We start from the raw sequence: 26125 nt of genomic DNA on the forward strand, positions 1-26125 counted from the left end.
TTTAGCCGGCTGTTGTCATTTGTCAACTACCAACTTTATAAAATCGGCATCTAATGTACGATTATTCAGAAAATCATACAATGTTATACTACGGATGTTATAAAAATAACGCCAGTAATAATACAATTCTTGGATATGCTTTTGCTTCGCGTCATCCTTCGAACTCTGGGCATCGTTCAAGTCTAGGATATCGATCTTTCCGATCATGAAAGTCTCGATCGAGGTCTTGTAGCGTTTTTCAGCCAAAGTATCCACCTCGGCGGCTATTTCTAATTGAGCGGCTTGATTATTGAAATTCTCCACCAACAGGAAGATATCTTGGTTAAAATCCATTTGCTCCTGGCGAATCTTGGAAAGCACGACATCCCGATTCGATTCGGCTACTTTCACCTTTCCTTTCCGTTTTCCCCAGTCTAAGATAGGGATCGAGAGTCCTACCTCTACGATCTGGTTATCCTTCAAAGGGTTGTAAGCCCCTCTCATTGATTTGTCCTTTCCGGTATACCCCACGGAGGCAAACAGACTAATGCTCCGGCGATTTCCCTTAGCGGTAGCCACATCGTAATCAGCCTCAAGTTGGCGGCGCATGATATTCTTTGAGAACGAGTTATTCTCCTGAGCTTTTTCCAATACAGCCTGATAATCCATGCGAACACCTTCTATCGGTTCGGGAAGGACAGGCTCGATCACGTCTTGCTCACTCATCCCTAAAAAGGAACGAAGCTTAAACATCATCGCATTGTAATTAGACTGGGCCTCGGTCAACTTACCTTTCGCTTGCAAGGCCGACTGTTTCAGGCGCATCAACTCACTTTCCGAGATATGCCCGATCTTACGCTTTGCTATCGCGATATCGTAAAGTTTATTAGCATTCACCAAGTTCTGATTACAAATGTCCAGATTATCTTCCGCTAGCAACAAATTGAAATAATTCGTGATGGTAGCGATCGTTACATTCTCCACGTTCTCCATATAAGTAGCTTTAGCCTCTTGGTAACGGACAGGTTCGATACGGCGTTTCCACTTTTGGTCGTTCACGCCGAAAATCGGTTGCGTCAACGTCAGGCTAACAGGCACACTCATAAATTCGTTGAAAGCTCCACTACCTAACTGCCGGGTAAAATCCAACGAGGTATTCAACGCAATCTTACCTCCGGTCAAAGCTATATTCTGGGCGATAGAGATCTCTCCATTCAATCCTAACGCATTATTTTGCACATAGGTATAAGAACCATCCGATTGCTGGTATTTCGAATACTGCTTGCTATAGGAAGGTAACGTCCCTGTAAATACCACTTCCGGCAACTGATCCGCCCGGTGCGTGCGAAACTCCCAATAGGCCGTTCGCAACTCATTTAACGCAACGGCCGCATCCACGGATTGAAGCTGGGCGATCTGAATCGCTTGCCGCAAGGTTACTCGAACTCTATTCGTATTATCCTGGGCATATACTCCTGAAATTCCCGCCCACAGACAACATATCGCTATATAGATCCTTCTCATTTCTGTATAATTTTTTATTCAGCTTAAGGCAAAAGGTATGCCAAAAACATATATTATTGATAATCCGACAAATAGGAATATTTAAGGTGTTCGATAATGGACAGTGTGTTCGCTTTTGAAAAGAATGGTTATCTTTGCCCGACTCAATAATACATATCGTAAAATTATAAATGAAGAACGAAGGGTTTACATTCCGGAAAAGGATCAAGAGCTTTAAATTCGCTTTCAATGGAATCAGGCTATTGATAACGAAAGAGCATAACGCTTGGATACATTGCTTTGCGGCGGCTTGTGTGCTTATAGCCGGGGCCTTGCTTGGTTTATCCCGTATGGAATGGGTAGCCGTAGTCATCGTTATCGGGGCGGTCTTCGCGGCAGAAGCCGTAAATTCCTCAATAGAGGCTTTAGCCGATCTGGTCTCGCCAGAATACAACGAGGCAATCAAGCGAACGAAAGATTTAGCGGCAGGAGCCGTGTTATTGATAGCGATAGCAGCCGCTATAACCGGATCGATTATCTTTATACCTAAAATAGCAACTATATTTTAAACTTACATGAGACATATCCTTTTCATATTAACGGCACTCCTGCTTTGCCTATCCGTGAACGCACAGGAACTGGAAGTGACCGGAAGCCGCAAGGCTGTACGTACCTCGGGCGACGTATTGGTATTTATCACCCCGGTAGCGGGGTTGGCTACGATATTAGCCACGCAAGACTGGCAGGGATTGAAGCAAGGTGTCTTTACCGGGGTTACGACACTGGGGGTTACGTATGCCTTGAAATACTTGGTCAAAAAAGAACGTCCGGATTATAGCGACAATCATTCCTTCCCGTCTATGCATACTTCCGTGTCTTTTGCCGGGGCCGCTTTTATCCAGCGGCATTACGGATGGAAATGGGGTATTCCCGCCTATGCGATATCGACGTATGTCGGGTGGAGCCGTGTATACGGAAAGAAGCATGATTGGTGGGACGTGGCGGCAGGAGCTGTTATCGGCGCAGGAAGCGCTTATATCTTTACCCGCCCGTTCGCTAAGAAGCATAACCTATCAATCAGCCCGGTAGCGGGAGACGGGCATTACGGGGTTTATGCCTCTATGACCTTTTAACGGGAAAACGCTCTCACTGGAAATAAACAGCCCAGCCGTGTATCGCTACAAGACCGGGCTTCTAATTGTGTGTATGTGTGAAACTTGTAAAGTTACTCTATTCATAATGCAGCGCCTCCGCCGGCTCTAACCGAGCCGTTGTACGGGCCGGATACCATACACCGCAGATAATCATACAGACGATCAAAGTAAATGTTATCCCTTCACAAATTGCGAAACGCAGCCACGTGAACGGGAGTAGATAGGAATCTACCAGATCCATAGTGGCGATGTTAAAGCTAATAACCAATGAGGGGACGAACGCCAAGATCAGCAGCAAGATACCTTCTCCCATCATAATGGAATTCAACTGGCGACGTGTAGAGCCTAATGCCATCCGCAGCCCCATCTCGCCTTTACGATACTCCGTACGGAACCAGAAGGTACCGATAATACCAAGGAATATATTCACCAGCAGGAAACAGGCTACCGCCACACGGGTCTTTACCTCGTTCTCCACGCCGGTCGAACGGATATATTGTGTCCGCAAATCTGACATCGGGGTCACATCCAGCATATATATATTCCCGATTCGGGCCTGTTTTGCCATATCTTTGCGGAAACGGGCCGCAAAACCAGTGTCATCTACCTCTGGACGTACCCGGAAGCAGACCTCTAGGCTATTCATCTCACCATCATAATAACCATCTGCCACGGTAGAAGCCGTGATCGGCAAGAATGCGACCGGCTCTGCCCGCTCATACTCGCTCCGACGCACCGGTTGGCAAATACCATTTAGCTTGAAATGGTCATTCACAAACATGCGTACGATCTCTTGTCCAAGCGAAAGATTAAAGTCCGGATCATCTTGCCCAAACCCTTCGCTGAAGACTGCGCCTTGCGGCTTACGAAGTGCTTCCACCAACGGTTCGGTACGCCCCTCCCGGTCTCGTACCCTAAATACGGTGAAATAATCGGGCGATACTTTCATCCAACGGCAATTACGCTCCAACGAATCGACCTGGAAATTAATGAAGCGTGTACCTTGTGTATAAGGTATTCCCGCGTCACTATAACAAACTTCCTCCACGCCCGGGTAAGCCCGGATACGTTCTAGCAAGTCCAGAAGCAAGGCTCCATCAGTATCTCCGGGAGCACGCTCCTCCTTCGAAAGGAAGTCTGGATTGGAATCAGAAAGATCCCCAAAACCGATTTGGTACGTATGCTCGATATCAAATCCTAAAGGAGTGGTGTAGGTACGTCCCATCACGTATAAATAATCCACAAGGAACCAAAGGAATACAGATACCAACAACAACTCTGCCCATAACCAACCGTTCTGCCTGCGCTGGTTCCATATCAATCTCAATAAATGTCGTATCATATATGTATCTATTTTATCGGTTTATCAATACTCATTCAACGCATCCACGATTGGGGTCTTCGTACTCCTCCAAGCCGGTACACCGACGCTCAACAGGTTTAGCAACAAACAAGCGGCAAAGGCCAATAAAAAGACCATGGGATTGAATAACATATCCGCGTTCAGGAACACTTGGCTAACACCGGCCTCACCTACCGGAAGTAACCAACCGGGCAAAGTAACAATAACGAGGTATGACAGAACCAATCCCAACACGCCCCCTAACAGCGTTTGCAACAGGTTCTCGTAAAGAATCTGCCCGATTAGCTCATTTCGGGTCGCCCCGAACGCACGCCGGACACCGATCTCAGAAATCCGCCTACGCATCCGGCTCAGAGCCAGACCGCTCATATTGATCGCCGGGATCAACAAGGCAACTGCTATAATCAATAAATAACGTAAGACAGCCGTTCGCACGTCAGGCTCATTCATGACACCTTCCCGGGTTAGTCGCTCCATAATCGTATCGGGCGCACCTCCCAAGTTCAAGCGATACTCCCGTTGTGAGGCGTTCATACGTTCCACGTTCGTCTGCAACTCCTCTTTCAAACGAGGCAAATCATCCGTTGAAGCGGCGAGGATGTAAGCTTGGTAACTGCCGATCAGCCGCTCACAAACGTTGTCCCATAACGTACCGTTTGAAGTGTAAGGCACCCAGACATCCGCATAAGCATCCTCAGCGAGAATAGACACATCTTCCACTACACCCCGTATCGTATAGAGGGTGTAACTCAACTCGACAGTCCGCCCCACCACATCGGTCGTACCATAGAGTTTCCGGGCTACCGACTCGCTGACAACAGCATCACGGATGCCACTCTCCACCACCTCCTCACCATAAGGTTTACCCGCGAGAAAACGGAAATTAAACACACTCCAGAACCCCGCATCGGTATAGCTCACGTCTCCCTTGAACTCTACCGTATGATCCGTCACAGCTACCAAGGCTTGATAACCGTGATTCGCAAACCCTACCGCCTCGGCTTGCCGTAAAGGGTAAACACATTCCTTCGCTACTCGGGTACCCAACTTCGAGATATTATTTATCTCCGGATTCTCAATACTGTTCGCTCCTGCCGATATAACATAGAGTGTCCGGTCCCGGTTATCCTCCGGCGAATAATTTGCCGTACGTACCTGCCATACGATCACGATCACCATGATCATGCAAATCGCTAAAGCCGTACCAAAGATGGAGACTCCGGAAAGGAGCTTGTTTTCCTTTAATAAGGCCCATGCTTGTTTTAGATAAATCTTGTACATAATTCACTTATTGTACTTGTCGACCATCAAAGAAACGTACGGTACGGCTGGTTTGCTTGGCTTGCGCCTCATTGTGGGTTACCATTACGATGGTACGACCGTCTTCCTTATTCAACTGATGAAGCAAGTCCATGACTTCAATACCCATCTTAGAATCCAAATTACCGGTCGGCTCATCGGCGAGAATGATGTCGGGATTACCTACGATCGCACGGGCGATGGCTACACGTTGGCATTGACCACCGGATAACTGCGTCGGGAAATGACGCATACGATGGCTCAAGCCTACCTTCTCAAGTACGGCCTCGGCCAACTTATGACGTTCCGAGGAAGAGACCTTACGATAAAGCAGTGGAAGTTCCACATTATCCAATACGTTCAGGGAATTGATCAAGTGGAAGGACTGAAAGACGAACCCCAATTGCTTGTTACGGAAAGCGGCCAACTCTTTATCGGTCATACCCACCGTATTTACACCATTGATCTCAACCATACCGGAAGTTGGCAAGTCCAATAATCCCATAATATTCAACAAGGTAGATTTTCCGCATCCGGAAGGTCCCATGATACTAAGGAACTCACCCTTCTGTACCTCTAAATTTACGTTTTCCAACGCAACTGTCTCTATCTCTTTCGTTCGGTAAATTTTCTGTAAATTTGTTAGTTTGATCATGACTGTTATACTTTAATTATTATTGTTTGACTTTACTCCATAAACGCAAATAACGTGCCAAAAACGTATATCATTGATTCTATGGTATTTTTATCAAGAAGTACTGTCCATTATCGAACAGTAGGTCCGTTTCCGAACAATCATTCCTTGATTTCTTATTCCCGGAAACATCCGTATCAACTGTTTTCGATCATTCGCAACGCAGGGCCTCGACCGGTACCATCCGTGCGGCCTTCCTTGCCGGAAACAAAATCCCGAAGACTATCATCGCAGCCATCACCGCATAAGAGAACACGAAACCGAACAATAGGCGCGAAACAATATCGGGCGGTATCATCGAACCCTGTGTCACCTCCATATATAACATGTTGGCGAAAATGATAGCGGAAGGTATGAAAGCGATGGTCAGTAAGGCTAACCCCTCCTTCACTAGTTGCCAGAAGGTTCCTTTGCGGGTCGCTCCCATCGCCATGCGGAGACCGATCTCCGCGCTTCTTTGTTGCGTACGGTACCAGAAGGTTCCCACCACACCGAGCAGGACGTTCAACAGGAAAAAAGCGATACCCGCCACATAAAGGCGAACTTGGTCTATCCAACGCTCAAGGAATTGATCCCGATAATGAGACATCGGGAAAATATCTTTCAAATAGATATTACCCATGCGCAATCGCGGTTCCATCTCCTTCCGGAAATTGGCGGTAAAAGCGGCGGCATCCACACCGGGTTTTACCCGGATAAAGGTATTCAAACCCTCTCCGACCCAATCGCTTTCTTCGGCCACATTTTTCTCGTCCACCAACTTATAGTAGGCGTAATCATAGCCGCTGAACTCGCAGTAACGTTGTTTCTCGCAGACACCGCCAATACGGTAGGCTACACTATCGCGGGAACCCTGGTCGGTAATATAGAGCTCTTGGCGCACAGCAGCAGCCGGATCGCCAAAGAAGTCATCAGCAACCGTACCTGTCACCACTACTTGATTGTCACGCAGGGCAGTTACCAACTCCGAAGGGGAACCACCTTGCGCAGTCTTCACATCGAACACCTCGAAATAGGTAGGCGAGACAAAACGTACAAAGCCATTACGAAGCAACGAGTCTTTCCGGAACGTAGCATATTGGTTAGAGCCCCGGTAATGGAAATGTACGCCAGTAGTAAAACATACCGACTCCACGGAGGGATACCGGCGAATGCGATCCACCAAGGCCAAATAATCCCCGCCTCCTCGCTCGCTATGCACAGATGTCGTGTCATAATCGGGGCTCTCTTCCGGGATCACACCAAAACTTACGTGATAGGTATGCTCGATATTGAAACCCAATGATTGCGAGTAGAGCTTATACATCACGAACAAGGCATCTGCCGCATACCAGAGAAAAATAGAAACCACGAGCATTTCCAACCAGATAAACAAGTTTCCCTTGCGCTCGTTCCAAAGTTGCTTTAAAATCATCTTATACATAGCGTCAACCATTTATAGAGTCCGTAATATTCAATCTCGACATTCGCCAAGCCGGAAAGCCGGCAGAAAACAGGTTCAGCACAAGGCAAAACAGGAAGGCCGCGATAAAGACCACGCCATTAAACATTCCGATGGAAAAACCCGCCTTTCCCAGCGAGGTAACCAGCAACCAATCTCTTAACAACAGCATGGCACCATACGACATAACCAATCCCAACAATCCACCGAACAGGGTCAAGACCATATTCTCGAACAGTACTTGCCACAGGATAGTACCTCGGGTAGCTCCAAAAGCCCGACGTACGCCAAGCTCACCCATCCGGCGGCGCATTCTCGACAAAGTGATGCCAGACAGGTTCAAAGCCGGAACCAGCAGAAGGATGAAAAGAATAATACCGTAACGAACATAAAGATAAAAAAGGTTTGCCCCGAACTCGCTACCACCGCCGATCCACTCTTCTATCTGAGTGGTGGGCTGATGGAGGATATCGGCTTTGACATCTCTCGTCTTGGCGTTGAACTCCTCGACTTTCCGTAATGCCTCTATCCTCAATTCCTCTCTCGTGACACCCGGCTTCAATAAAACGCAACAAGTATACGAACCGTTGATACCTTCTTGATATCCCCCGTCATCCCGTACCGTATAAGGAATCCAGACCTCTGCCCACGCTTTCGAGGCGAACCGAGACACGTCTTTCACAACCCCGCATATATTATAAACGATAAAATCAAGCTTCATCTCCCGTCCTACCACCTGATCCGAGCCGAAAAGAGCCAATGCCACGCTCTCGCTGATCACGGCATCACGGATACCACTCGCGAAAGCCGCCGAGCTAAAGGGACTCCCCTGCAAGAAATCGAACCTGAAAATCTTCCAGAAAGCTGTATCTGTATAAGATATGTAACTTGTCCGGTTCCGAAGCCCATCCATAGACGAGGCGGTCAACGGCCTATACCGATCCATATTGATGGCGGTAACCACCTCTGCCCCTTTCAGCGGATAACAACACTCTTTCACCAAAGGCAACCCTAACGATGAGTAGGAGATACGCCGGTTATCATCTTTGCCATTGCTCATGACGGTCGCTATATAACAGGTACGATCACGGTTCACCTCCGGCTTGAAACTCGCCGTATTCACGACATACAGGATGACGATCACCATTATCATGCAAATAGCCAAGGAAGTACCGAGTATAGAAATCACGCTCAATAGTTTATTCTCCCCGATCATCCTCAACGCTTGTTTAATGTATTGCTTTATCATAAGCTTTTGTATTATAAATTATCTACTTGATTAAAAACAGAGGTGTTTTCCATCATCCTATTTTGCGTCTACACAGGGGCAAATAACGTGCCAAAAAGGTAATCGACTGATACCTAACATACCTCATAAAAAAAGCTGTCCGATAACGAACACTTGATTCGTTATCGGACAGCGATTATGTACGGTTTCAGATTTTATGTTATCATTCTGAGGGGATGAGACGCAGCACGCTGCGTCTCTACAACTGGGTGGATGTGTATTTACTCGTAATGTAACGCCTCTGCCGGAGCCATCTTTACCGCCTTACGTACGGGAAACCAAATTCCCATGCAGATCATTCCAGCCATCAGAAGATAAGAAGCGCCAATGGTTACCAAAAAGCGTAGGATGGAGAATGGCTCGCGGTAGGAATCCAGTTTATCCAAGAACGCCATATTGAAGACAAAAACCAGCAGGATCGGTAGGGTAATCGCAAGGAGGCTCAAACCTTCCAGATACATATACTCACCCAATTTACCCCGGCTGGAACCAATCGCCAAACGAAGACCTATCTCGCTACGCCGCCGTTCCGTACGTAACCAGAACGTACCAACGATCCCGAAGAATACATTCACAAGCAGGAAGGCCATCATGGAGAGTTTCTTGCTGTTCTCGTTCTTGGTAAACCGGAGTTGGTCGTCACGCTGGTCGGCAAGGAGGGTGACACCGTGGACGAAGGTATTATTTACCGTCATCCGGTCTGCCGTTTTCTCCAAGAAAGCGTACATCTCATCCTCGCTCATCGGGCGTTTCGTACGTACCGATAATTCTGCGTTTCCCACTCCGAAACTTTTTACGACCTCTTGTAAGGATTCACCTTTCAATATCGTGAAAGCGCAGTTCTCCGGGCGGTCGAAGTCATTGCTACGGAAGGTAGGAAGGACAGCGGCGATCGTGAAAGGCTCGGAAAGGTCATCATTCTCCGAGATCTGCCGACTTATAGCGGATTGCCCCCCGAAAAAGAAATCCTCTGCTTCTGCCGTTATAACAAGCGGACGGTAAGCGTTCTCCACCAAGGGAGTGATGGCACGGCCTTCCTTATCTTTCATACGGAATACATCGAAATAAGAAGGAGATACTTTCAGCTTGTGATAGTTCTGTCCTACCGCTCTCGAGGTATCAGCCTCCAAAGGAAGGAGTGTACCCCACGAACTTCCGTTTGAATAAGGCATGGACCAATACGTAACACATACCTCCTCAATCTCCTGTTCTTGACGGATACGTTCCATTAGTTTCAATAAATCCTGTGTCGCGTCCGAATCGTAAAGCGAGTCGGGCACATAGCCCGGAGCATTCGACGAGAGCGTGGAAAGCTTGAAACGCCATGTATTCGAGATATCATATCCCATCGGGGCATTATAGCAACGCACATCCACCCATAGCTTATCCATCATAAACCAAAGGGCGCACATCACGATCACCAACTCGCCCAATATCCAGCCGTTACTCTTACGCTGGGCCCATATTATTTTAAATATATGCTTAATCATAATTTGATAGTTGATAGTTGACTATTGACAACTCATTGTTCATTATTCATTGAATTCACTCGTTCCCCTTTAATGCATCTACGATAGGTTGCCGTGTCGTACGCCATGCCGGTACTCCGGCGCTTAATATATTCAGCAAGAAGGTAAAGATAAGAGCCGATAAAAACAAGCCTGGTTTAATGAGCATGGGTGCCGTAAGACTCACGTTCTCGCTCAACAAGAAAGGTTTCCCTACCACCAACAGGACCATCGAGAGGCCGATGCCGATCACGCCGCCGATCAAGGTCAACACGAAATTCTCCGATAAGATCTGTATTAAAAGATTTTGTCCAGTAGCCCCGAAAGCCTTACGTAAACCAATCTCTTCCCTCCGCTTCTGCACAGACGATTGGATCACACCCGTTAAGTTCAGCGCCGGAACCAAAAGCAAGAAGAAGAGAAAAGCACCCGATCCGGCCAAGAAGGTCGGCCAGTCTACCTTTTGAAAAGCGCCGCTTCCCATGGCCGTATCCAATTGGGAAAGCAGCCCGGAAGGGAAATTTACGTTACAATCGGTCTTGCTGTCATTATAGCGACGGACCTGTTGGTCTAGCTCCGAGCGTATGGCATCGAAATCGGAAGAGGAACGGGCTAATAAAGCCACGCTGAAATAACCCACCATATTCTCCCCATACTCCCCATTTACACGGGTCAAGGCCTCATTGCTGCTATAGGGTATCCATACTTGAGCGTAAGAACTCATTAATGAAGATGGCACGTCACGAACCACCCCGCAAACGGTGAAAGTGATAAAATCCATCACGACCTGCCGCCCGACGGCCTGCTCCATTCCAAACAAATCAGTAGCCACTTGTTCCGACACTACCATCTTCGGAATGCCCGATTGGAAATCCGCCTCACTAAAAGGAGCCCCTTCCACGAAAGGATGATCGAATATCTTCCAATGGCCCGCATCCGTATAACAAATCTCATACTCTTTGAAGAGTCGTCTATTAGGTAATGACAAGGAATGGCTTTCACAATAATAGCCGGATACCGCCTCCGGTTTCCGCAAAGAATAGAAACATTCCTTCACGACCTCGCTGGACATACCTCCACGGTTATACTCTGGGCCATTGGGACTCTTTGGGCCGACTTCCGTACCCCAGACATACATAAACCTAGACCGATTGGATTCAGGGGCATATCCGGCGGATTTAATCTGGAACACCAACACCATCACCAAGACCATGGCGATCGCAAGGGCTGTTCCCGAAATAGAGATTACGCTTACGAGCGTATTTTCACGCAGCATTTGAACCGCTTGTTTGATGTATTGTTTATACATGGCTTTTACTCTTTTAATTTCAGTTTATTCTTTTCCTTGAAGCTTGTCATGTCGGAAACAACCACCTCTTCGCCAGGTTCCAAACCATTGACTACCTCTACATACTCAAAATTGCTGTCTCCCAGCTGTACCTTCCGCTTGATCAATTGGTCTCCATTGACCACAAACAACTCATACTCTCCTTTCCCGACGTAGAACGAGGCGTTAGAAATACGCAACACATCATCCTTGATGGCATTCATCACATAGACATCGGTCTTCAAACCGGAGCGCAAGCGGTGATGATTATCCTCTTCCAACTGTACCGTGAAGGAGATTACGCCATTCTTCGATAGAGGAGTAACATCGCTAACTACCCCATCCAGTTTATCATTGCCGATCTTTACGACAGCCTTGCTACCGGCGGCGATCCGGTCGCCATACGTATCGGCGATCTCTCCCTCTATCTTAAAATGGGATAAATCGGAGACGATAGCGACACGACTACCTTGAGAGACTTGGGCACCGACCTCATTGTTCACATAGGTCAGGATCGCCTTGCGGGGAGAGCGGATCTGGGCGTCTTCCAAGGTACGCTTCGTCTCGGCTAGGCTCTTACGGAAGATGTTCAGATCAAGTTCTTTCACTTTATAATCGGCATCCGTCAAGGATTTCTCGTTCTCATATTTTTGCTCATCCTCTTTCAATTTCAAGAGGCTGACGTTATAGTCTAGTTCCACTTGACGGACCTTATCGGTCGTTCCGGCACCTAGGCTATCCAAATAACGCTCATTACGTAGCTCTACTTCCTTACGACTCAGCTCCATGCGAGAAACTTTCAATTGCATCTCCATCTCAGAGAGTTTATTACGATTCTGGATACGAAGTTGATCCAATTGGAGACGCTTCATTTGCTCCTCGTCCAATTGTTTCTTATAATCCGTCTCGGCGCTCAGCAAATCCAGTTTCAAGATCGGGGTACCTACATCCACGGAATCGCCTCCCTTCTTATAAATCTCGACGATACGGGAATTGATCGGTGAGTTGATGATTTCCTCAAAAGCAGGAACCACTTTACCGGACGCACTAACGGAAACCTCGATCACTCCTTTATCTACCGTCGAAAAAACCAAGTCTTTCCGTTGCAGGCTGGTTTGCATAAAACCGATCACCCCACCTATCAAGACAACGGCAATACCGATCCCCGCCCCTAGTTTTATAAACTGTTTACGCTGTTCCTTCTGCCGAACCTCTTTTGATATCTCTCTATCCATATTTAGTTTGTTTTTATTTTCCACCCTCTAAAGAGCAAACCTCGTGCCAAAAACGTAAGTAATTGATTTTCTGATAAAATAAAACAAAAGAGATGTCCGATATCGAACACTGTGTCCGCTTTTGTACGAAAATAAGGACATCAGCAATAGGAATCTACAGATATTTGATATAATTAACACATAAATAGTTGATTATCTTTACAAAAAGGATTATTTTTAAAAAATTCTCAATCAAAAAATACCAGTCTTATATTATTTACCTTAAATCCTAAAGAGAAATGAAAAAAACAGCAACTTTCATTTGGAGCATTTTCCTCCTCGTGTTTATATCGATAGATATGAACGCACAATCAACAAAAAGTTGGGATTACCCCGTCAAGCCAGGAACGGAGGCATGGCAAGCTTTATCCACACACGAAGATATGCTAGAAGCCTGCCAAATACCAGTAGAGATATTAAAAACAGTATCAACAGAAGAGCTGATAGAACTTTGTCTCGCTTACCCATTGTTAGGTGATATATTCGCTTACAATGGAATACAAGAAGGCATGAGCAAGGTTTCCGCACGTTTTAACGGGTTACAAGAGTTATTCAAAAGGAAAGAGAATGCTTCTTTGCTGTTTGAGAAGATGAAAAAACAAGAATTACTGAAATCAGGAGTCTTGACTTTCATAGAAATAGGTAACGAAGTTAGTCGGCAAATGGTAATCGAAGCTCTTCTATCTAATGAGGCAATATTGTCTAATACAGATAACATTTTACAGCAAGAGATCTCATCCGAAACTGTAAAGAAACTCCTTTACAAACAAAACAATCCAGATATTTATGGCCAATATGGTCTAAAAACTGTAGTCTATCTTCTAGGTCGATGTCTAGAAAAGATAGACTACGAAGCCATTACGCCTGAATTTAAACAATTCATCACTGATGAAAAGTTAACAGGCAGTAATGTAATCGAAGAGTTATTAAAACAATACATTGTAACTTTTAACAAATTGAGATCATGAAAAAAGTACTATACTATTTAATAATCATGCTGGCATTCATGCTGAATGCATGTGACAATGAGATAGATAATATGCAAGGATGTGATAAAGAAATCTTGACATCCAGTTCAGAAATTGTCATTAAAGACGGAAAGATAACATATCCCCAATGGTTGGTGAATGTAGTAGACTCTGTCGCTCATTCCCATGTTAAGGGAGCAGACTATCCATACCCTTGGGTATTTACTATTCAAGGAGATGGGAAAGAACACATTCTCGTTTGGGACGGGGTGAATTCCTGTGCTTCTTGCGGACAATTACTTTTCTTTCTTTCCGGAGAACGAATCGAAAAATTCCCTAATGAATGGATCACTATGGAGAATTTAAACATAATTTGGGAACCGAATCTCAATGTTGAAACAAAAACTCAAGGAGCAGCCGCTACAGTTTACACTCCTAACGGAACACTAGTTAGTGACACTTACTACAGAAGCGAGGAATTATCAGCTTCACAAAAAGCGAGCCATGATCAATATTGTACAACAACCTATTCACAAGCAACTCTAATAAGCAGTTCAACAACCACTTACAATTGTCATGCCTATGCTTGGCATATAACAGAAGGAGGTGCCGCTGTTTGGATGGGATGGAGCACTAACCCAACAAATGTATATTGGTTAGATGGTAGTTATATATCAACAACAGGTGCCGCCACTAAAGTATCATATCTTAATGATAATCATTCTGCCGTAACGACATCTACACCTAATATACTCATCTCCAAATGGGGGGAATACGCTCTTATGAGGCATCCTAAAACTCATTGTCCCTATGATGCATCAAACTTAAAGTATATTAAAAAAAATGATATACCGACTGTTTATATAGGGAAGAGCCGGGAGGATTATAGTAGCGGAAGTTCCTCCATCAATGCGCCAGGGGGTAATGCCACAACGACCTTATTTGCTTACACAAAGACAGGTACCCCGACCTCGTATAGCTGGAACGCTGAATTTTATGGAGAATGCGACAGATGGTACACTTATCCTTCCGGTAATCGTTTAGATGTCAGTGTCTACCTAAACTCCCAACATCCCGGAGGCTCTCTTCGTATTACCTGCTCAATGTATAATGGAAATTCTTTAATAGGCACAGCAACCTATTATTTGAACGTAAATCCGTAGCAATTCTACAAGAACAAGGATCTCATCGCAACAAAATCCTTGTTCTTGATTCAAAACACCTAACTCGTTTTCGCTCAAAACTTTTCCGATAGGCCTGTTGTTTTATGCCCAAAACTCATAAACGCAAAATGTATGGATACAAGACTAATTCTATTCACATGTATATCTAGTCTGACTCTCTTTTTCTCCGGATGTAGCAAGAATGATGATGATCATCAAGGTATTATCCCTCTTCCTCCGGTAGAGAACGCTTTTCAAGAGAAATATCCCAATGCCAAGAACCCGGTTTTTGAGATCGAAGGCAACTATTATGTGGTAGATTTCAATAATGAAGGTTTCGAGACAACCGCTTGGTTCACGGATCAAGGTGTATGGATGATGGAGAAGATAGACATCTCTTTCGCCCAACTGCCGGATGCTGTATCTACCGCCTTTAAACAAGGCTTTTACTCAAACTGGATTGTGGATGATACTTACGCCATCAATCGCCTAAACATGGAAATAGTCTATAAGATCGAGGTAGAGCAATCCAATAGTAAAGTAGATTTATATTATTCGCAAGACGGTGACCTGATCAAGGTTGTGGACGATGAGAGCCTTCTATCTATTCAAGGTGACGCATAACGGACAGTACGAAACGATTACTTTCGATGTATTCGAAATATCATACAAAAAAACGCACGACTTAAATCCGGATACGGTTGTAAGTCGCGCGGTTTGTTTTATCTAAATAATCCCGATTATTTACTGATCAATTCAAGAGTCGCACCCTTTACTCCCGGTGCGGATGCTTCGAAATAAATCATCCCCGGTTCCTCGGTTGTCTGTACGATAGCGGTAAGTTGCCCGCTAAACAATTTCATCTCCGGAAGATGGAAAAGCTCCAGACTGGCGCTATTTCCATTCGCTGCCGCACGGTAAGTACCGGTTCCACGTACTTTAAACCGGATCTGGCGAGTGTCATCCGGACAAAGATTACCATTCTTATCTACGACCCTAACATTGATGAAGGAAAGATCCTTTCCATCAGCCGTCAATTGGCTGCGATCTGCTGATAACTCGATATGATGCGGCTTTCCGGCTGTATGCACTTCTTTCTCTGCCACGGCATTACCGTCCTTATCATAAGCTACCACTCTCAAAGTTCCCGGCTCATATTTGGTATCCATCCACATCAAGCGATATCGTTTCTGGCGCTCGAAACTCTTTTGGGCAGCTTCGGTATAACTGCTGTCGATACCGACACTTAAGTCTTTCGTACGTTTTCCTTGGCTCTTTCCGTTGATAAATAATTCCGCAGTCGGATAATTGGTATAAACGAATACGGGTGTCACCTCACCCTCACGGCCCGGCCAAGTCCAATGCGGCAAGATATGCAATGTCTCGGCACTCTTGTTCCAATGGCTGCGGTACAAATAATAACGGTCTTTAGGGATACCCGCCAAATCGACAATACCAAACAAGGAGCTATGGCTCGGCCAATTCGTATAATAAGGAGTAGGTTCACCCAAATAATCAAAGCCCGTCCATACGAACTCCCCGATGCAATACGGAAGGTCCTCATGCTGGATAAAGTCATCTTCCGGCAAATTAGACCAGCTACAATGCTCCACGTCGTACGAGGAACTCTGATGATCCTCGTAAACAGCCATAGCCTTTCGCTCTACCGGAAATTTATATACCCCTCGCGAGCTAACCGTAGACGCAGTCTCACTTCCTAAGATTATCAACTGAGGCAATTTCTTATAATTCACCTGATAACGGAACGGACGGTAATTGAAACCCGCCACATCCATTACAGCCGCCATATTATTATTTACGACGGCATCCGGAGCATCCATACCCTGTGTCACCGGACGAGTCGGATCTTCTCGATGACAGATATCCTGTAAGAACTTAGAGATCTTACAACCACTCTCATCCCATTGGTTAGGAACCTCGTTACCGATACACCACATCACGACGCTCGGGTTGTTCCGGTAATGACGTACCAGATTCACGAGGTCTTTCTCCACCCACTCGTCGAAGATTAAGTTATACCCGTTCGCACACTTCGCCTTGCTCCATTCGTCAAAGCTTTCAACCATCAACATCATACCCATCTCGTCGCAAGCCTTTATCAGCTCTGGAGCCGGCATATTATGGGAAGTACGGATAGCGTTGCATCCCATATCCTTCAAGATACGGATCTGACGACGGATAGCGGCATCGTTCACGGCTGCGCCTAACGGCCCTAGGTCATGGTGATTACAAACACCCCTGAACATGGTCTTCTCGCCATTCAAGAAAAAGCCTTTATCCGGAATGATCTCGATCGAACGGATACCAAACGGGGTCGTATAGATATCCCTCAATTGATCGCCCTCATACAAACGAGTCTCCACCGAATACAGAGCCGGCATATCCGGTGACCATAAAACCGGGGTCTGGATAATAAACTCTTGAGAAAGACTATTATCATTATATTTTATTTGAGAGAGAGGCATGATCTGTTCCGTCAACTTCTGTTGATTCGGGTTCCATACACTGGTTTTCACGCTATATTTGCCGGCATCGGCACCTTCCGGCAATACAAATTTCGTCTGTACATTGACTTTCGCAAATTCCTTAGTAGCGGTCGGGGTCGTAACATAAGTTCCCCAAACCGGGATATGAGCGTTTTCCGTCACGATCACATGTACATTTCTATATAACCCCGCTCCCGGATACCAACGGGAAGATTCCGGCAAGTTCTCAAGGCGAACCGCCAAGGTGTTCTTTTTCCCCGGGATCAATTGTTTCGTAATATCAAAATAGAAAGAGTTATAACCATACGGCCAATATCCAACCTCCTGCCCATTTACATAGACTTTAGCATGGCTCATCGCACCATCAAACAGGATCGTGGCACGTTTCCCTTCCGTAAATTGGGGAACCTCAAACTCAGTCCGATACCAGCCGACTCCCACAAAAGGCAAGCCTCCGGTTCGTCCGGCATGCTCCATGGCCTCTGTCTGCCCGTCTTGTACGATAGCGACCTCTTGCTTATCATTCTGCGAGCTGAAAGGGCCGTAAATCGCCCAATCATGCGGAACGGTCACGGACTGCCATTTACTATCATTAAAAGCAGGATTAACAAACTCCGGGCTGTCTTCCCGGGTGAACTTCCAATTCTTTTCTAACAAGAACTCACTGCGGACTTGAGAAAAAAGCGCTGGGAAAAGGCAAAATAGACCGATCAAAATAACGAAACTTGTTCTTTTCATGCGTTTTTTGTGTTTTTGTTGTTCATAGCGGAACAAAAATAAGTATTTTTGCCTCCATTACAAACTAAATCAAAAGAATTGCACAGCATGTTGTTACAATTAGCTTTCGTTTTAATAGCCATTATTATAGGTGCCCGCATCGGTGGTATCGGTTTGGGTGTGTTAGGAGGTCTCGGGCTCGGCATACTCACCTTTGGGTTCGGGCTTCAGCCAACTTCCCCGCCCATTGAAGTCATGCTCATGATCGTTGCCGTAATAGCGGCGGCTAGTTGTATGCAAGCCGCGGGAGGGCTCGACCTAATGGTTAAGTGGGCAGAGAAATTACTTCGTAAGAATCCTCAACGGATCACGATATTGAGCCCGTTCGTCACTTATTTATTCACCTTCATTGCCGGAACAGGGCATGTGGCCTACTCGGTTCTCCCCGTAATCGCCGAAGTCGCCACGGAAACCAAGATTCGCCCCGAACGTCCGATGGCGATCGCCGTAATCGCTTCCCAGCAGGCTATCACCGCCAGCCCGATATCGGCGGCTACCGTAGCTTTATTGAGCATGTTGTCCGGATATAATATCACCTTGATGGATATTTTGATGATTTCTGTTCCCTGCACATTGCTAGGTATATTAACGGGAGCGATTTACTCTTTAAGGGTTGGTAAAGAATTGGATCAGGATCCTGAATATTTGAAGCGGGTAGCGAACCATGAATTCAAGACCGAGCATTACGAGGCGAAAGGCGTGGAAAACCAAAAGAAAGCGGCTTTATCGGTCTCTATATTTGTTCTCGCTACGACAGCGATCGTTATTTTCGGATCTATGGAATCCTTACGTCCGGTCTTTACAGTCGGCACGGAAAAAATATCGATGCAGATGTCACATATCATCGAGGTATTGATGTTGACGGCTGCCGCTTTCATCTTGTTATTCACAAAAACAGACGGTATCAAGGCCGCGCAAGGTTCTGTTTTCTCCGCCGGTATGCAAGCGGTGGTAGCGATTTTCGGCATCGCTTGGATGGGAGATACATTCATCGCCGGCAATATGGCCGAATTGAAGGGTTCCATCGAGCATGTGGTTACCCAGATGCCTTGGTTATTCGGGTTGGCCCTTTTCGTAATGTCAATCTTATTATTCAGCCAAGCGGCTACCATTCGCGCTTTGTTGCCTCTAGGGATCGCGTTGGGAATTTCCCCCTATATGCTGATCGCTTTATTCCCCGCCGTAAACGGTTACTTCTTTATCCCAAACTACCCGACAGTCGTGGCGGCCATCAACTTTGACCGTACAGGCACGACCCATATCGGCAAATATATCCTGAACCACTCTTTCATGATGCCGGGATTGATAGCGACCGGAGTTTCCGTCGGATTGGGATTGTTATTTATTCAATTCTTGTAACAGTTGAAGGAGGGCCCGGATTCGTTGGCTTTGAGTTTTATATTTCATGGCTTTATCCGGCTCTCCCTGTTCATCATAAACCTTTGACAAAGTCTCGTAAACATGTACCCTGCATGGAATAACCTGATATTCATTCGCCAAACTTAACGCTTCCCGCAAAAAAGACAAAGCACCCGATAAATCAGCCTGGTAATAACAAAGTTCCCCCATATCAATCAATGCGGATAATTCATTGGGCTTATCGTTTATCCGTTTGAAGAAGCACAATACCTCTTTCAAATATCTTGAGGCCCTATCGTAATCGCAAGTACGTATCAAAAGACGTCCACGCAAACGAGACAACATCATCTTTCCCCGTTCACTCTCCAGCAGTCCTAATGCCTCCTCCAGCTTACAATCCGCGTCTTGGAGTAATCCTTCCTGTAAAAAGCATTCACCCAGACAAACCTCTGAATACGCTTGATCATAAGGAGACCTTTCTTGTACAAATAATCTCAGGCTCTCCAATAGATTTTCCTTTGCCAAATCTAGTTGGCCTAAGGCAATATCTATCAAAGCCAATCCTCTCAAAGAAAGCGCCTTTCCATAATTCAACTTACGATAAGTATAAAGCTCCAACGCCACTTGATAATACATACGAGCGAAATGATACTCACCGACATCTTTATAAGAATCGCCCAAACGTAATAAATTATAAGCCACTTGAGATAGTTTCTGTCTGGAAGCGTAAGAAGATAAGCTATCCCGATATAGTTTCCTAGCATCTACATAACGACCTCGATAAGCATTAATATCTCCCAATAATCCCAAAGAAGTCGCCTTCGCTAAAACATCTCCATTTGTAATGCTTTCTTGCAAGGCATGACGCACCACCGAAACAGCTTCCTCTATTTTATATTGATTTATAAGGCTATAAGCTAAAAGATTATAAGCCGCAATAGTAATAGAGATCGAATCCCCGGCCATAAGTTGCCCTATCAACGATTGTATTTCAAACTCAGCACGTTCCCATTCCCTTTGATTTACGTATAACAACGCTCTCTGTAAAACTATCGTCTGTTTGAAATTCCTGTTCTTTATTTGTTTCGAACTTTTCTCTGCTTTATCCAAGCAGCCCATGGTTTCTTTTTCGTTGTTCAACGTTATTTGCAAAGAAGCAAGATCCGTATAGACGAAAGACTTCGCGTAGGCATTGGATTTCGCCCTGAGTTTATTTAAATTCAGTACTTTTCCTTTCCCCTCCAAGACATTAAATGCTCGTTGCCCTAACCATAACATCAAATCAACCTTCGAATCATCATGGATTAATATCTTACCTGTCAAACTTTTAGCCATGATTATATCGGCTTCAACCTGGCGACGGATATTTGTTAGCTGAAGCACTACATTATTGACAAGAAATAAATCAGGCATATATTTTGTCGCTGATTCGATAAAACGGGTATCGCCAATATAAAAATGTTTCAAACTCCGCTCAAAAATAAAATCGCGATAAATTAACATGGACGGATAAACCGATCCCCTCAATTCCTCTGATTCAAAACAATCACAACGTACTACAAAAACCGTATTTTTGTCTCCCTTCCGGTATGCCATGCTCAGCGTTCGCTTATCCCAAATCTCTTCAACGGGAAACCGTAAATGAGCCCGCAAGAATCGGACAAACAAATTCGCCAAATCCATATCCGAGGAAGATATAAAACCGACAAAAGACAGCTCTTCCAACCCTAAAGCAGGATGCCGCACGCAAGTGTCTAATTCTAAAGCTTGTTCAGCAGAGATATATGTATAAATCAAATCATCCTTCATTCAAATAAAGACTTATTGAATCCTCAAGCAGTGGATTAACCGTACTCCACCAATCCCCGTTCTGACAAATAAAAATAAATAAAGAAGAAAGAGCGATCGTTAAAACATCATTGTTTTCCTGACATCCATATTGATTCTTTCTTATCGAATCCAACAACAAAAGCAATGAACGATTCCCCATCAAAACAGGTTGCATATTTTTTTTCAAACTAGATACCGCCTCCACCACATCCTCGATCGATATAGACTCACATTTGTTCATATACGCATTCAAACAAGCAGAAGCCAGCAAACGGACAAACTGACGCACATTACCCCCCGAATAACGAATCGCCGTATCAATCACATCTTTCCCATATAAGCCGGCATTACTTACACGTTTAAGAGCGATTTTACGCAACAACTCGCAATCTTCCTCTAAAGCGGAATGCACACCATCCCTTATAGATTCCTTAATCTTTAATCCCAGAAAATATTCTTTAGAATCTTGGTGAAGGAATTTGGCCTCTAAAGCCAGACAAACAGGGGTAATAATAATTTTCTTACATTGAAGATCTGTCAGATAACTCCTGTTCTCTATAAAGATATCCCTAATTTGCGAAGGTTTCTCAATCTTTTCTAAATCGTCCCAAATCACAAGTATTTGTTTTTGATCATTTTCCTCAGCGTATTGGCTGATCATCTTATTGATCATCGCCAAAAAATCCACCTTACTGATATTGAAAAACTTCCTACACAACTCACGCTTCTCCGTCTCTAAATGATATTCTGCCTCAATATTCGCATGAACACCGATGAAAAGACCTAGTAATTTCGCAAGAGGGATACCTAAACCGACATTCGCTTTCACATTCGCGCCTTCCTTCTGAGCCTCCTCTTGAACATACTCCGCTTTTTCTACATGCTGATCGTATAATTTTCGAATCGTAGCCTCAAACACGTCTTTTTTACGTAACCGCTTTAACAGTTCCAGCGCAAACATCAACAGAATATCGATAATATCTATATCCTGCAGATCAAACAAGTAACGTCCTCTTATCAACACAAGCTCATAAGAACTCCGCAAATCGTCATCATCAAAATAGTTTAACGCCGTAGATTTCCCGGATCCCGGCTGCCCATAAATATAAAAACAATCTTGAGTACTCGTATCCAATGTCAAGGCCACTTTCAATCTTCTCAACTTACGCTCATATAAAGGCACATAGAAATCCGCACCTTCTTTCTGAAGCTGTAAGGTTCCTACATTATTCAGATTTACATACAGTTGCTTCAAATCCTCAGCGTACTTTGATATTGAATCATTCATGAGTTCTATATTTTATTTTGATATACGGTCTCACAAAGATAAAAATAATTATGGGTTCCGCGATTGGAACCCATAATTATAAAACGCTATTTCCTTATTTCAACAACTTCTCCTCGATCAATCGTTTCAACTCCTGTTTACCCATCGTGCCAATCATCGTCTCACGGGGGCCGTTTAACGGGCAAAACATCAATGTGGGTATCGTACGGATATTGAACGCTGTCTCAAGCGCCTCCTCTTGGTCTACATCCACTTTATAAATATATATTTTTCCGTCAAACTCTTTGGCAAACTCATCCAATATCGGACTTAAACGCTTGCAGTAACCACACCAAGGAGCATGAAAATCTATGAGGCAAGGACGGCTTCCTATGTATTTCCAATCTTTGGGATTTGCCTCAAAATCACCTACATTGGCAATAAAACCATCTTTCGTTAAATCGATCACTACCATACTTTTCTATATTTTGATTTATAATATAACAAAGATTAGCATGAATAGGTTGCGGTATTTTTATACTTTCGCGACATTGTTTTAACATACAGACAGAATGCTCACACTTGATAAAATTTACCAGGCATCATATGCCTTGAAGACAGTCATCAGACGTACTGATTTAATCAGCGCCCCCAATATCAATCCAGAATCCCATATCTTTCTAAAGCCGGAGAACTTACAAGTGACCGGGTCGTTTAAAGTACGCGGCGCTTGTTTCAAGATCGCCCAACTCACGGAAGAAGAGAAATCGCACGGCGTAGTGGCTTGCTCGGCGGGAAACCATGCCCAAGGCGTGGCATTAGCGGCTACCGCTCACGGAATCAAGTCCCTAATCTGCTTGCCAGACAACGCTCCTATCTCTAAAGTCGAGGCTACTAAATCTTATGGCGCGGATGTATGCCTTGTCGAAGGTGTTTACGATGACGCCTATAACAAGGCTTTACAATTAAGGGATGAGAAAGGGTATACATTTATCCACCCTTTTGATGATGAGGATGTGATCGCAGGGCAAGGTACTATCGGCTTGGAGCTACTAGAGCAACTCCCGGAGGTAGAAGCCGTAATCGTCCCGATCGGAGGTGGCGGGCTGATCTCCGGAGTCGCTTACGCGATCAAGAACCTGAATCCGCACATCAAGATTTACGGGGTACAAGCGAAAGGAGCTCCTTGTATGCTAAACTCGATCGAGCGTGGGAAAATCGAACGCCTCGAATACGTACGTACGATAGCCGACGGTATCGCCGTAAAAGAACCGGGCATACATACGTTCGATCTTTGCCAGCAATACGTGGATGAGATCGTATCCGTGACAGACGATGAGATATCTACCGCTATCCTTGCGTTGATCGAGCAACATAAACTAATCTCCGAAGGAGCGGGAGCCGTAGCCGTGGCTGCCGCCATGTTCAATAAAGTACCCGTCAAAGGGAAGAAAGTAATCTGCCTGATTTCCGGAGGAAATATCGACGTGAATATCCTTTCCAGGGTTATCGGGCGCGGTTTGCAAAAATCCGGCCGCTCTTGCTCCATGACGATCGAGTTGGTCGACAAGCCCGGGCAATTGCAGCATGTATCCGAGATCATCGCCTCTACCGGCGCCAACGTGGTCTCCGTATATCACGAGCGCGTCAGCCATACGGCTGATATCAACGGTTGTTATCTACGGTTGGAGATGGAAACAAGGAATCAACAACAGATCAATGAGATCCGGCAATTACTCACCGTTTCGGGATATAAGATCGTGGAAGGATAAACTTCCATAGGCGTGGCACAGCCGTGCCATCCCAGTGGCAAGCTTGTGCCATCCTTATGGCATAGTCGTGCCATCACGGTGACACAACCGTGCCGCAAGAATGGCACAAGCTAGATATTAATATATTGTCTCAATGTATTCACATACTCCTCCATCGCCAAGCGTCCCTTGTCTGTGATCCGGCAAACCGTTCGGGGTTTCTTCCCGGCAAACCCTTTCTCTATCCCGATATAACCAGCTTCGCTAAGTTTGTCTAGCTGGACACTCAGATTTCCCGCCGTAGCATTCGTCTTCTCCTTGATATATACAAACTCAGCCTCCTCCACCGACAATAAGATAGACATTACCGCCAGCCGGAGTTGGGAATGCAACAAAGGATCTAGTTCTTTAAACATTGTTTTTTAGCTTTATTGTTAAGAATATGCCCGGGAATAATCATTATCACTATAAAAGAAAGTCCAAAATACAAATTCCACAAAACCGTGACGGAACCATGCTCCATCAAAGCCATCAACATATAGATAACCAAAACGAACGCGACCACAGGAGAGTAGATCATCCATTTCTCCCGTAAGATTATGCCGTTTATCGATACCCCTAACCCGCAATATAACAACGATAAAGGAAGCATCAATATAAAATTGAACGATCGCTCATAGAATGAGCAAAATATAGCGATCAAGACGAACGTCAACCCAAACATGCAACCAAACACTTGCCAAACCTTGGAGATCGTCTTATCCGTATAAGTCACCACGGCCGGCTCGTGCCCTCTCTGCTTATACGAGATAACCGGCCCGACCATAAACATAGCCATCCATCCCCAAGACCAAATATAACTTTGAGTACACATTATCAGGATACTTATCACGATCGATAGGAACACCGTAAAGTACCCCCAATAAAGAAATACGTTGCCACTCCCCACCTCCATATTTCGCTTAGTGGAATTTATCATCTGAGTGATAAGATCCAGACTTTCTTTTTCCGATAATTTTCTCTCTTCCATACTTGTATTTATTTTATTTCTCATTCAATATAAAAAAACAAATCATATCCAAAGATAAAGTCATTGGTATTTCCGAACAACTTTTCAGTTATCATTTTTCACGCAAACGCCCCCGCTCGGAACCGGAACCTACCTCAATCTTGCCCTTCTTTATCTTCCTCCCGCTATCGAAACTCCATGTCAAAGCGACCTTAAAGACCCTTCCGACAAATCCGTTCACATAGCGGGAAGCCACTCGATAAGTATCCAACGTACTGGCATACTCATTGGCTTGATTAAAGATATTATCAACCGAAACAGCTAGCAACAGCTTATCATTCAAGAGCTTCTTCCTCGCCATTATTCCAACCGTATGCCGAGGAGCAACCTCGCTATTACCGGAATACAGCCGGCTCGTACCATTATACCGGGTTTCTACCGTAAAACCGGCAGGCAACGTAAAAGTAGCGACCGCATTCGCGAACTGTCACGGCACCTGCTACCTGTACCTCTCCTGATAGAAGCACAACGGTCGCATATTCCACGACATCCCCTTTCGTATCGGAAACATGACCTTTATACATCGTTTGCCCCAAGGCATCCTGGGCAATCCACCAACCTATCGCCAAAATCCAAAGCGATAGTAACAAAACCCGTGTCATGG

Annotated in this window: 24 protein-coding genes; 7 read left to right on the forward strand and 17 right to left on the reverse strand. The window is 45.1% G+C overall.

Annotated elements, in window-relative coordinates; all coding sequences use genetic code 11:
- Positions 1–15: 15 nt before the first annotated feature.
- The gene (locus Q0110_RS12540) at positions 16–1503 is read right to left on the reverse strand and encodes a TolC family protein (protein WP_297906741.1); all 1488 of its coding nucleotides are present in this window, start codon (positions 1501–1503) and stop codon (positions 16–18) included.
- A gap of 170 nt (positions 1504–1673) precedes the next feature.
- Here Q0110_RS12540 and Q0110_RS12545 point away from each other — a divergent pair, with 170 nt between their 5' ends.
- Complete coding sequence (locus tag Q0110_RS12545; RefSeq protein ID WP_297906745.1) at positions 1674–2051, forward strand: diacylglycerol kinase family protein; 378 nt, start codon at positions 1674–1676, stop codon at positions 2049–2051.
- 6 nt (positions 2052–2057) lie between these two features.
- On the forward strand, positions 2058–2615 hold the full coding sequence (locus Q0110_RS12550; RefSeq protein WP_297906748.1) for a phosphatase PAP2 family protein: 558 nt from the start codon (positions 2058–2060) through the stop codon (positions 2613–2615).
- Between the two features lie 97 nt (positions 2616–2712).
- Here the strand turns inward: Q0110_RS12550 and Q0110_RS12555 are convergent, their stop codons facing one another.
- The 8 genes from Q0110_RS12555 to Q0110_RS12590 all read right to left on the reverse strand — a co-directional run bounded on the left by Q0110_RS12555 (position 2713) and on the right by Q0110_RS12590 (position 12791).
- The gene (locus tag Q0110_RS12555) at positions 2713–3978 is read right to left on the reverse strand and encodes an FtsX-like permease family protein (protein WP_297906752.1); all 1266 of its coding nucleotides are present in this window, start codon (positions 3976–3978) and stop codon (positions 2713–2715) included.
- Positions 3979–4002: 24 nt separating this feature from the next.
- Positions 4003–5280, reverse strand: coding sequence for an ABC transporter permease (locus Q0110_RS12560; protein WP_297906755.1), 1278 nt, complete (start codon positions 5278–5280; stop codon positions 4003–4005).
- A gap of 7 nt (positions 5281–5287) precedes the next feature.
- Positions 5288–5953: an ABC transporter ATP-binding protein gene (locus Q0110_RS12565; protein WP_297906758.1), complete on the reverse strand. Its 666-nt coding sequence runs from the start codon at positions 5951–5953 to the stop codon at positions 5288–5290.
- Between the two features lie 190 nt (positions 5954–6143).
- Positions 6144–7415, reverse strand: coding sequence for an FtsX-like permease family protein (locus Q0110_RS12570; protein ID WP_297906761.1), 1272 nt, complete (start codon positions 7413–7415; stop codon positions 6144–6146).
- A 4-nt stretch (positions 7416–7419) separates the two neighbouring features.
- Complete coding sequence (locus Q0110_RS12575; protein WP_297906764.1) at positions 7420–8682, reverse strand: ABC transporter permease; 1263 nt, start codon at positions 8680–8682, stop codon at positions 7420–7422.
- Between the two features lie 260 nt (positions 8683–8942).
- Positions 8943–10211 carry an FtsX-like permease family protein gene (locus Q0110_RS12580; RefSeq protein WP_297906767.1) on the reverse strand — a complete coding sequence of 423 codons (1269 nt, stop codon included), beginning with the start codon at positions 10209–10211 and terminating at the stop codon, positions 8943–8945.
- A gap of 55 nt (positions 10212–10266) precedes the next feature.
- Positions 10267–11538, reverse strand: a complete 1272-nt coding sequence (locus Q0110_RS12585) for an ABC transporter permease (protein ID WP_297906770.1) — start codon at positions 11536–11538, stop codon at positions 10267–10269.
- Positions 11539–11543: 5 nt separating this feature from the next.
- Complete coding sequence (locus Q0110_RS12590; protein ID WP_297906775.1) at positions 11544–12791, reverse strand: efflux RND transporter periplasmic adaptor subunit; 1248 nt, start codon at positions 12789–12791, stop codon at positions 11544–11546.
- Between the two features lie 278 nt (positions 12792–13069).
- Here Q0110_RS12590 and Q0110_RS12595 point away from each other — a divergent pair, with 278 nt between their 5' ends.
- The 3 genes from Q0110_RS12595 (at position 13070) to Q0110_RS12605 (ending at position 15585) form a co-directional block, all read left to right on the forward strand.
- Positions 13070–13798 carry a hypothetical protein gene (locus Q0110_RS12595; RefSeq protein WP_297906778.1) on the forward strand — a complete coding sequence of 243 codons (729 nt, stop codon included), beginning with the start codon at positions 13070–13072 and terminating at the stop codon, positions 13796–13798.
- Positions 13795–14961, forward strand: coding sequence for a hypothetical protein (locus Q0110_RS12600; RefSeq protein ID WP_297906780.1), 1167 nt, complete (start codon positions 13795–13797; stop codon positions 14959–14961). Before Q0110_RS12595 ends, Q0110_RS12600 begins: the two co-directional genes overlap by 4 nt.
- Positions 14962–15093: 132 nt before the next feature.
- Entirely contained in the window at positions 15094–15585 is a 492-nt protein-coding gene (locus Q0110_RS12605; protein ID WP_297906783.1) for a PepSY-like domain-containing protein, read from the forward strand.
- Positions 15586–15701: 116 nt separating this feature from the next.
- On the opposite strand, the gene galB is transcribed toward Q0110_RS12605, so the two are convergent.
- Entirely contained in the window at positions 15702–18206 is a 2505-nt protein-coding gene (gene galB / locus Q0110_RS12610) for a beta-galactosidase GalB (protein WP_297906786.1), read from the reverse strand.
- A gap of 87 nt (positions 18207–18293) precedes the next feature.
- On the opposite strand from galB, the gene Q0110_RS12615 reads away from it, so the two are divergent.
- Entirely contained in the window at positions 18294–19604 is a 1311-nt protein-coding gene (locus Q0110_RS12615) for an anaerobic C4-dicarboxylate transporter (RefSeq protein ID WP_297906789.1), read from the forward strand.
- Here the strand turns inward: Q0110_RS12615 and Q0110_RS12620 are convergent.
- The 3 genes from Q0110_RS12620 to Q0110_RS12630 form a co-directional block, all read right to left on the reverse strand.
- Positions 19584–21413 (reverse strand): tetratricopeptide repeat protein, encoded by a 1830-nt coding sequence (locus tag Q0110_RS12620; RefSeq protein ID WP_297906792.1) that lies wholly within the window; start codon positions 21411–21413, stop codon positions 19584–19586. The genes Q0110_RS12615 and Q0110_RS12620 overlap by 21 nt on opposite strands.
- A complete protein-coding gene (locus tag Q0110_RS12625) occupies positions 21403–22722 on the reverse strand; it encodes an AAA family ATPase (RefSeq protein ID WP_297906794.1) in 1320 nt (439 codons plus the stop codon). Before Q0110_RS12625 ends, Q0110_RS12620 begins: the two co-directional genes overlap by 11 nt.
- Before the next feature lie 94 nt (positions 22723–22816).
- A complete protein-coding gene (locus Q0110_RS12630) occupies positions 22817–23176 on the reverse strand; it encodes a thioredoxin domain-containing protein (protein ID WP_297906797.1) in 360 nt (119 codons plus the stop codon).
- A gap of 97 nt (positions 23177–23273) precedes the next feature.
- On the opposite strand from Q0110_RS12630, the gene ilvA reads away from it, so the two are divergent.
- Positions 23274–24473 carry a threonine ammonia-lyase gene (gene ilvA, locus Q0110_RS12635; RefSeq protein ID WP_297906800.1) on the forward strand — a complete coding sequence of 400 codons (1200 nt, stop codon included), beginning with the start codon at positions 23274–23276 and terminating at the stop codon, positions 24471–24473.
- A 110-nt stretch (positions 24474–24583) separates the two neighbouring features.
- Here the strand turns inward: ilvA and Q0110_RS12640 are convergent, their stop codons facing one another.
- From Q0110_RS12640 to Q0110_RS12655, 4 genes are all read right to left on the reverse strand, one after another.
- Positions 24584–24868, reverse strand: coding sequence for a transcriptional regulator (locus Q0110_RS12640; RefSeq protein ID WP_297906801.1), 285 nt, complete (start codon positions 24866–24868; stop codon positions 24584–24586).
- On the reverse strand, positions 24853–25482 hold the full coding sequence (locus Q0110_RS12645) for a hypothetical protein (RefSeq protein ID WP_297906804.1): 630 nt from the start codon (positions 25480–25482) through the stop codon (positions 24853–24855). Before Q0110_RS12645 ends, Q0110_RS12640 begins: the two co-directional genes overlap by 16 nt.
- Positions 25483–25573: 91 nt before the next feature.
- A complete protein-coding gene (locus Q0110_RS12650; RefSeq protein WP_297906807.1) occupies positions 25574–25918 on the reverse strand; it encodes an outer membrane beta-barrel protein in 345 nt (114 codons plus the stop codon).
- Positions 25884–26123, reverse strand: coding sequence for a hypothetical protein (locus tag Q0110_RS12655; protein ID WP_297906810.1), 240 nt, complete (start codon positions 26121–26123; stop codon positions 25884–25886). The genes Q0110_RS12650 and Q0110_RS12655 overlap by 35 nt, the downstream gene beginning before the upstream one ends.
- Positions 26124–26125: the final 2 nt, after the last annotated feature.

Source organism: uncultured Parabacteroides sp. (assembly GCF_947855115.1).
In the GTDB taxonomy this organism is placed as follows: Bacteria; Bacteroidota; Bacteroidia; order Bacteroidales; family Tannerellaceae; genus Parabacteroides.